The organism is Candidatus Palauibacter soopunensis (genome assembly GCF_947581735.1).
Lineage (GTDB): Bacteria > Gemmatimonadota > Gemmatimonadetes > Palauibacterales > Palauibacteraceae > Palauibacter > Palauibacter soopunensis.
The window spans coordinates 38,415-44,742 of the sequence record NZ_CANPVT010000006.1; the positions used below are offsets into that span (position 1 = coordinate 38,415).

Annotated in this window: 6 protein-coding genes; 3 read left to right on the top strand and 3 right to left on the bottom strand. The window is 66.8% G+C overall.

The window, feature by feature from the left end; all coding sequences use genetic code 11:
- Nucleotides 1-33: 33 nt before the first annotated feature.
- Nucleotides 34-651 (bottom strand): hypothetical protein, encoded by a 618-nt coding sequence (locus tag RN901_RS03235; RefSeq protein ID WP_310755881.1) that lies wholly within the window; start codon nt 649-651, stop codon nt 34-36.
- A 72-nt stretch (nt 652-723) separates the two neighbouring features.
- Complete coding sequence (locus RN901_RS03240; RefSeq protein ID WP_310755883.1) at nt 724-1,887, bottom strand: tyrosine-type recombinase/integrase; 1,164 nt, start codon at nt 1,885-1,887, stop codon at nt 724-726.
- A 733-nt stretch (nt 1,888-2,620) separates the two neighbouring features.
- Here RN901_RS03240 and RN901_RS03245 point away from each other — a divergent pair.
- The 3 genes from RN901_RS03245 to RN901_RS03255 all read left to right on the top strand — a co-directional run bounded on the left by RN901_RS03245 (nt 2,621) and on the right by RN901_RS03255 (nt 4,271).
- Nucleotides 2,621-2,899 carry a BrnT family toxin gene (locus RN901_RS03245; RefSeq protein ID WP_310755884.1) on the top strand — a complete coding sequence of 93 codons (279 nt, stop codon included), beginning with the start codon at nt 2,621-2,623 and terminating at the stop codon, nt 2,897-2,899.
- Nucleotides 2,880-3,170, top strand: a complete 291-nt coding sequence (locus tag RN901_RS03250) for a BrnA antitoxin family protein (protein WP_310755886.1) — start codon at nt 2,880-2,882, stop codon at nt 3,168-3,170. The genes RN901_RS03245 and RN901_RS03250 overlap by 20 nt, the downstream gene beginning before the upstream one ends.
- Nucleotides 3,171-3,335: 165 nt before the next feature.
- Nucleotides 3,336-4,271: a hypothetical protein gene (locus RN901_RS03255; RefSeq protein ID WP_310755888.1), complete on the top strand. Its 936-nt coding sequence runs from the start codon at nt 3,336-3,338 to the stop codon at nt 4,269-4,271.
- 337 nt (nt 4,272-4,608) lie between these two features.
- Here RN901_RS03255 and RN901_RS03260 read toward each other — a convergent pair whose 3' ends face one another.
- Nucleotides 4,609-5,703 carry a hypothetical protein gene (locus RN901_RS03260; protein ID WP_310755890.1) on the bottom strand — a complete coding sequence of 365 codons (1,095 nt, stop codon included), beginning with the start codon at nt 5,701-5,703 and terminating at the stop codon, nt 4,609-4,611.
- Nucleotides 5,704-6,328 lie beyond the last annotated feature (625 nt).

Consider the following 6,328-nt stretch of genomic DNA (forward strand, 5'->3'; position numbering starts at 1 on the left):
GGCGCGCCGCTCGTCGGACTCGGCGGACGGGAGTCACGGGAACACCACGGTCTTGTTGCGCTTAGGGGTCTGCCCCACCGGGATGCGGGCGATCTCCTTCATCTCCTTGGTGTCGACGACGGAGACATCGTTCGAACCCGCGTTCGCCACGTAGAGGTAACGGCTGTCCGGGGTCATCGTGAGCCAGTCGGGTATGTGGCCCACCTCGACCCCGCCCAGATACCCGAGATCCGGCAGCGACCACGCGTAGACATGCCCGTTGGGCTTGCTCGTGGACCAGAGCTGCCGCCCATCCGGCGATACCGCGAGGCCGTGCCCCGGCGACCCCTGCAGCGCGTCGTTCGTCACCCGCGAGATCGGAAGGCTCGGCATGTCCAGCTTTTGCACGACCCTCCGCTGCTCGAAGTCGACCACGTACACGCCGTGGTAGTTCGAGATCTGGATGAACAGCCGCCAGGTCGATCCGTCGGGATGCGTCTCGAACGCCATCGGGCGCACGCCGCCGTCCGCGTAGCCCCCCGTCGTGCGTCCGCTGAAGTGGAGCGACCAGATCGCCTCGTCGATCGCCGTATCGATGATCGTCAACGTGCGCGCCCCGATCATCCCCGCCGCGACGTGCCGCCCGTCCGGCGGACGGGAGTGAATTTGCATCTTCCTATGGATGTTGAACTTACGAGATTGGCAGGATGAATTCCAGCCGTTTGACTCCCGCCGATTGTGGATCTAGCCGCGAGACCTTCTGCGGGCTTCCAGCGCCTTCCGAAGCTGTCCTTCGTCGGCCTTCTGATAGCACTGAAGCACCGTCTTGGCGGTCTTCCATCCTCCCAGCTCACACAGCACCTTGAGCGGCTGGTCCATCAGGTCGCTGGCAAACTTCCGTCGAAGCGAGTGCCAGCCCCTTCCCGGCTTGGGCTCCAGCCCCGCCAGCTTCTCGGCCCTGACCCACCACCCCTGCCCGAGCGCCGACCCCATGCACTTCGATGGACTCTTGGGCGCGGGCAGCACCGGAGCGTCCCCAAGTCCTGGGTTGCTCCTTCGCGCTCCTTCCAAAGCTTCGAGCGCCTCGGTGGTAACGGGCGTGACGTGCTCGTGCCCCGACTTGTCGTGCTCGGCCCGCCAGAGGATGGTCCCTCCCTCGAAGGAGATGTCGGACCACCGAAGCTGGCGGATTGCGCCGATCCGGTGGCCGGTTTCGTGCGCGAGCACGAGCGCAACGCGGAACCGCCAGTCCACCCGCCCGGAGACTTCCAGCAGCGCCCGGTATTCCTCCTCCGTTAGCACCACCCGGGTGGGGTTCTTCTCCGTGGGCTTCCTGAGGCCCTTGAGCGGGTTCCTGTCCAAGAGCAGGCGGCCCCGGTCGTCCCTCGACCTCGCGGCCCAATTCAGAACCGCGATCAGGAACTTCAGGTCGTATTCGACCATGCGGTCGCTCACCGGCCTGCCGCTCGGTCCGATCCTGCCCGCCCGCCGTTCCCGAATGAAGCGGTCCCAGTCCCTCTGTGACAGGGTGGCCGGGTCGCGGTTCCGTCCGAAGAACCGGAGGAACATGCGCATGGCGGTCCGGTCGTACCCCCGAGCCTTCCAGCCCTTGGTGGGCGTCACCTCCTCGCCGTAGATGTCAAAAAGCTCGCCCAGCTTGAGCGGCTCGGGCTCGGCTTCCTGCTTGCCGTTCAGGTCCGGGCCGACGAAGCCCGCGGCGAATTCGTCCGCCTGCTTCTTCGCCCTCGGCCAATCGCGGTGTCCGAGCGACCGGCTCCGCCTTCGTCCGTTCTCGCGCCACTCAATCTGGAAGTTGCCGGTCTTCGGGTCCGGGAAGATCCGGACCCGGTTCCGGCCCCATTCGCCGGCGCCGTACGAGCGCCGACTTCGTTTCGTGCGTGCCATCATTCGATTCCTCTCGGTGATGGACCGCACGATCTGCGCGAATGAAAGCTCGCGCCGCCGGGAGTTTTCCGCTAGTTGGGTTCGGAGGGAAGTCCCCGGGCCTGTTGCCGGTGCCGTGCGGCGATGCACCATCAGACAACGGGGGTGGCGGTGCACGGGATCGACCCCCGGACGGTGCGCGCAGCCGCTTCCGAATGTCTTCGCCCGCCTTGCAGTTGGATCAGCGATCCTTGGCAGAAAGGCCACGGGACGCCCTGGGACGCGTGCGTCCCGTTTCTTGCGCGGGAGACGTCGAACAGCACGACGGCCAAGCGGTCGGCCAACAGGTCCGCCGTCTCCTCGAAGCGGCGCTCGGCACCCTTCCGGTACGGACTGCTGGCTGGGAGCGACCCCGCAGCGACGGAGAGGATGGGGCTGTCCGGCTCCATCCTCCCCGGTGCCGATTGAGGCATGCCGAAATGGGGGTCGCTCCCAGCCACGTCCAACGAACGCGGATCGGCACCGGCGCTCCGCTGGCAGTGTCGCAACCGCAGGCGCGCCAGCGGTTTGCAACATACAGGCCATTGTCCGCGCCGAACGGCGATTTCTTGTCCGGACACCCCCAAAACGAGCCGGACACGCAGGACTTGCCACCAACATCCACGTCCGGCCGTCATTTGCAGGCCTCGCGACAGCCCTACACCGGGTCGCAGTGGGGCGCGTTGCTGTAACTACAATCCATATGTATAATCGGTCGATGGAATTCGAGTGGGACGAGGCCAAGAACCAGACGAACATCCGCAAGCACGGCATCGGGTTCGACACCGCGAAGCGCATCTTCGAGGGGACCGTCGCAACGTCGCCCGACCGTCGCCGGGACTACGGCGAGGAGCGCCGCATCAGCATAGGCCGGGTCGAGCCCGGAGCGCTGATCGTGGTGGCCCACACCGAGCGCCGCGGGCGCATCCGTCTGATCTCCGCCCGCCCGGCGTCGCGGAAGGAAAGGAGAGTCTACCATGAGCGGACGCTACGATAGGCCCCTCACGCCCGAGCAGATCGCGGGGGTGAAGGACGAGGGGATCGACTTCAGCGACATCCCGGAACTGGACGAGGGGTTCTGGGAGCGGGCGGAACTCGTCGAGCCGGACCTGACCGACCAGATCACCATGCGCGTGAAGCGCTCCGTGCTGGCCTACTTCAAGGCACCGGGGAAGGGCTACCAGACGCGAATGAACCGCGTGCTGGAGAGCTACGTTCGGCACCGGACGGGGGAATCCGCCGACACCGGGACGGGTGCGGGCCGCTGACACGGGTTCACCGGTCGGTCCTTTCACGGCGATAAAGAGGCGCTCTCCCGATTCCTACCGACGGTGACCCCTTCACCGGCACTGACAACCACCCCACGGAGTTCGTCCTGCTGCGGGATGCCGGACCCTCATGAACCGCGAAACCCCCGACCAACGGCCGTCGCGTTGATCGACCATCTGAAGGGGCGCGAGAAGGCGCTGGAGCCATTCGGCCTGACAGGACGCCGCGCCGAGTGGATCGCGGTGGCGAGCCTGCACGGCGGTGTGTTCACCCGCTCCCAGTTGTCGGACTGGTTGGGCATGGACCGCTTCAAGACGCTCCGGTTCGTGCAGTTCCTCGTACGGAGAAGGCTCGTCGCCGAGGAGACGGTCGGGGACCTGAAGGTCTGCCGGATCTGCGCGCGCGGCATCTACCGGGCGCTCGGGGCCGAAGGTATCCGCCTACGGAGGATCACCGCGACGGAGGTGGCCACGCGCCGCCTCCTCTCGTTCGACTACGTAATCGAGCACCCGGACCTGCCCTGGCTTCCGACCGAATCCGAGAAGGTCGCCGCGTTCGAGGCGCTCGACATCGGGCGCCCAGCCATGCCCGTCCGGGTCTACCGGGGTGCCGCAGGGGGCGCGCGGCGCTACTTCCCGCGCGGGATGCCCGTTGCGCTGGACACTCGCCGCGCCGTGTTCGTCCACGCCGATCCCGGCTGGGACACCTCGACCGCGCTCCGTTCGTGGCGGGACCGGCACCTGAAGCTCTGGGAGGCGCTGAGGGAACTGGGCCTGTCGGTCGAGGTCGCCGGGGTCGCGTGCGCCCGGAGGCCGCTTGAGCGGGCGCGGACGATCCTCGGGAACTGGACCAATGCGGACGCGGACGCGCGTCCCGTCCACTCGCCCGGAACCGCCGTTGCGGCCCGGCGCGAGATCACGCGCATCGAGAATGCCATCCTCGGCATGGACGACGCGGCGGTCGAGGCGATGGGCGGCTTCCAAGCCTGCCTCCAGCGGATCGCCGAGATGAAGGAACTGCTCCGATCGGGCCTCCCCGGAGGAACGATCGACGGCCATTCGGTATGGCGTTCGAGCCGCCTCGCCGGAGCCGGGATTTGACCGGCCGTGGACGTGGCCCGTTGCCGATCCGGAAATGCACATTGACATCGGGGTCGTTGTGCACGGCAAACGGGCTCGTACGTGACACGACGACGATGCCGCAAGTGGCTGGCGTCGTTGCCTTTGTGCCGCAGCCGCAGGGGCGGCGGTGACGCGCGGGCGCTTGCGCCCGTTGCCGGGAGCGACCCACGTGTTCGGCATACCTCACACGCCACGGCGGCGGTCGGGATGTGCACGGCCATCCCACCCCTCGCCTCGGGTCGCTCCCGGTCCAGCAGTCCCATGCGGGAAGGGGTCGGGCCATTTGGCGGTCAACCGTAAATCCGTCGCCGAACCGTCATGCTTTGGCCCGTGATGCCGCGCCCACGAGCAATTGTCGCAACCGGCGAACGACTTGGCCGCTGGTCTCACCGGCCTGCGCCGCAGCCCACAGTTCACCAAGACCCTCCTGGGTCAGGACCACAACCCCGTCGCGCGCGGCCTTGTCCACCTCGGCCTCCGACAGGTCGTCTCGCGGTGTCGCCGTCGCGAGCACCGCGATCACTTCGCTGTCGGAAAGCGCCTTGGCCAATCGTCGCGAACGGGCGACCAGCCTGCCCACCTTGCCGCCCGCGTCGATCGATCCGGCCGTGCACTCGATCACAAGGGTGACCGAAGTCCCCGGGGCGTGCGCGAGGTGATCGACAGGATCTCTCAGCCCGATCTGGGCTCCAACGGGATCCACGTGGAAGCCGAGGAAGAGGAACAGCAACCCAACTGCGTGTTCGAACCCCTTCGACTTGTCCGGTCTGGCCGGATCAAGCTGTTCGCGGAAGCGTTCAAGGCCAGGGTCGACGGCGCTGTGGGCCTTGATACGGATGTTTCCGCCCGCTTCCGCCAAGGGCAAGGACATGAAGTCCGCGCACCGTTCGCCGTGAACGACGACCGAAGTCATGAAGGAATCACCCCTTCGGATCCGGACATCCACCTCCGCGTGGATGGATTCCCCGTCAGGCACCCATCGGCAATCGCGAAGTTCGATCGATCCATGACGACTCGGCTGTCCGGCGGCCCCCACCGTCCAACCAAGCTCCGCCTTCGCGACGAAGATGTCCGCGGCAGCCCGTAGGACGAGCGTGACACGGTCGGGCGCGGAGATGGCGCTCTCGCGGTCAAAGCGCACGGCTACGGGAGCGATCAACTCGACCGTGGTTGAATGGCCACGGACATCCAACCTTCCGGGGCGCCCACAGAATCTTCGGATGAGGTCCGAGAAGCTGCCATAGGGATTCGGCCCACCACGGATCGTACCGTCCAGTTCCCCGGGGGCATGCCCCGCGTCCATTACCACTTCCCACATCGAGGCTCCATGGTGGACGAGGGCGTGACAACTCCATTCATCGTACGCGGCACTGTGGTACGGGGCGCCCAGTTCGCCGAAGCCGTATCTCATGTCCGTCACGGGCCGGTCGGATGCGCCGGTGTACCTCACGGTCCAGTCGCCCAGCTCCGCCTCTCCACTCGCGATCCCACGCACCACGTCGGCCAGTTCGCGGATCGGAAGCACAACCTGCCGCGCGCGGAAATCCGGCCGATTGACCGGCGAGTACTCGGGAACCGATGGACCGGCACGGTGGTCGAGGAAACCGCGGGTGGCAAGATTGATCCATTGATCGCCGCTGCGGATCGCACAGAGGCGGAGATCGACGGACCGCCAGAACCCGGAGCGGTTCACCGAGTCGAGAAAGCGTTCCGCCTCCCGCTCGCTTGAGCGTTTGCTTTCGTCCGGCGACAATCGAGCCTCCTCTCCCAGGTTGCGCCCGGTCGATCACCACAGGGGAGGTGATGAACCTAACGTGCCCCGGTCCATTCGAGCCCTGGGACGGGGGATCGCGGACGAGGGATTGGCATTCGTAAGGCCGACGGAGTCGGACACCCGATCGTCAAATGCGCAGCCTCGCAGCGGCGCTCGAACCGCCTTCCTGCAAGGATAAAAATGGAGGGGAGCGACCCCAGAAGGGCACGGGGACGAGCGTGTGAAAACGCGCACGGCCCCGCGCCCGAACGGGGCACCTGTG

Coding starts and splice junctions, on each gene's coding strand:
- RN901_RS03235 (WP_310755881.1), bottom strand. CDS start 651: ATGCAAATTCACTCCCGTCCGCCGGACGGGCGGCACGTCGCGGCGGGG.
- RN901_RS03240 (WP_310755883.1), bottom strand. CDS start 1,887: ATGATGGCACGCACGAAACGAAGTCGGCGCTCGTACGGCGCCGGCGAA.
- RN901_RS03245 (WP_310755884.1), top strand. CDS start 2,621: ATGGAATTCGAGTGGGACGAGGCCAAGAACCAGACGAACATCCGCAAG.
- RN901_RS03250 (WP_310755886.1), top strand. CDS start 2,880: ATGAGCGGACGCTACGATAGGCCCCTCACGCCCGAGCAGATCGCGGGG.
- RN901_RS03260 (WP_310755890.1), bottom strand. CDS start 5,703: ATGAGATACGGCTTCGGCGAACTGGGCGCCCCGTACCACAGTGCCGCG.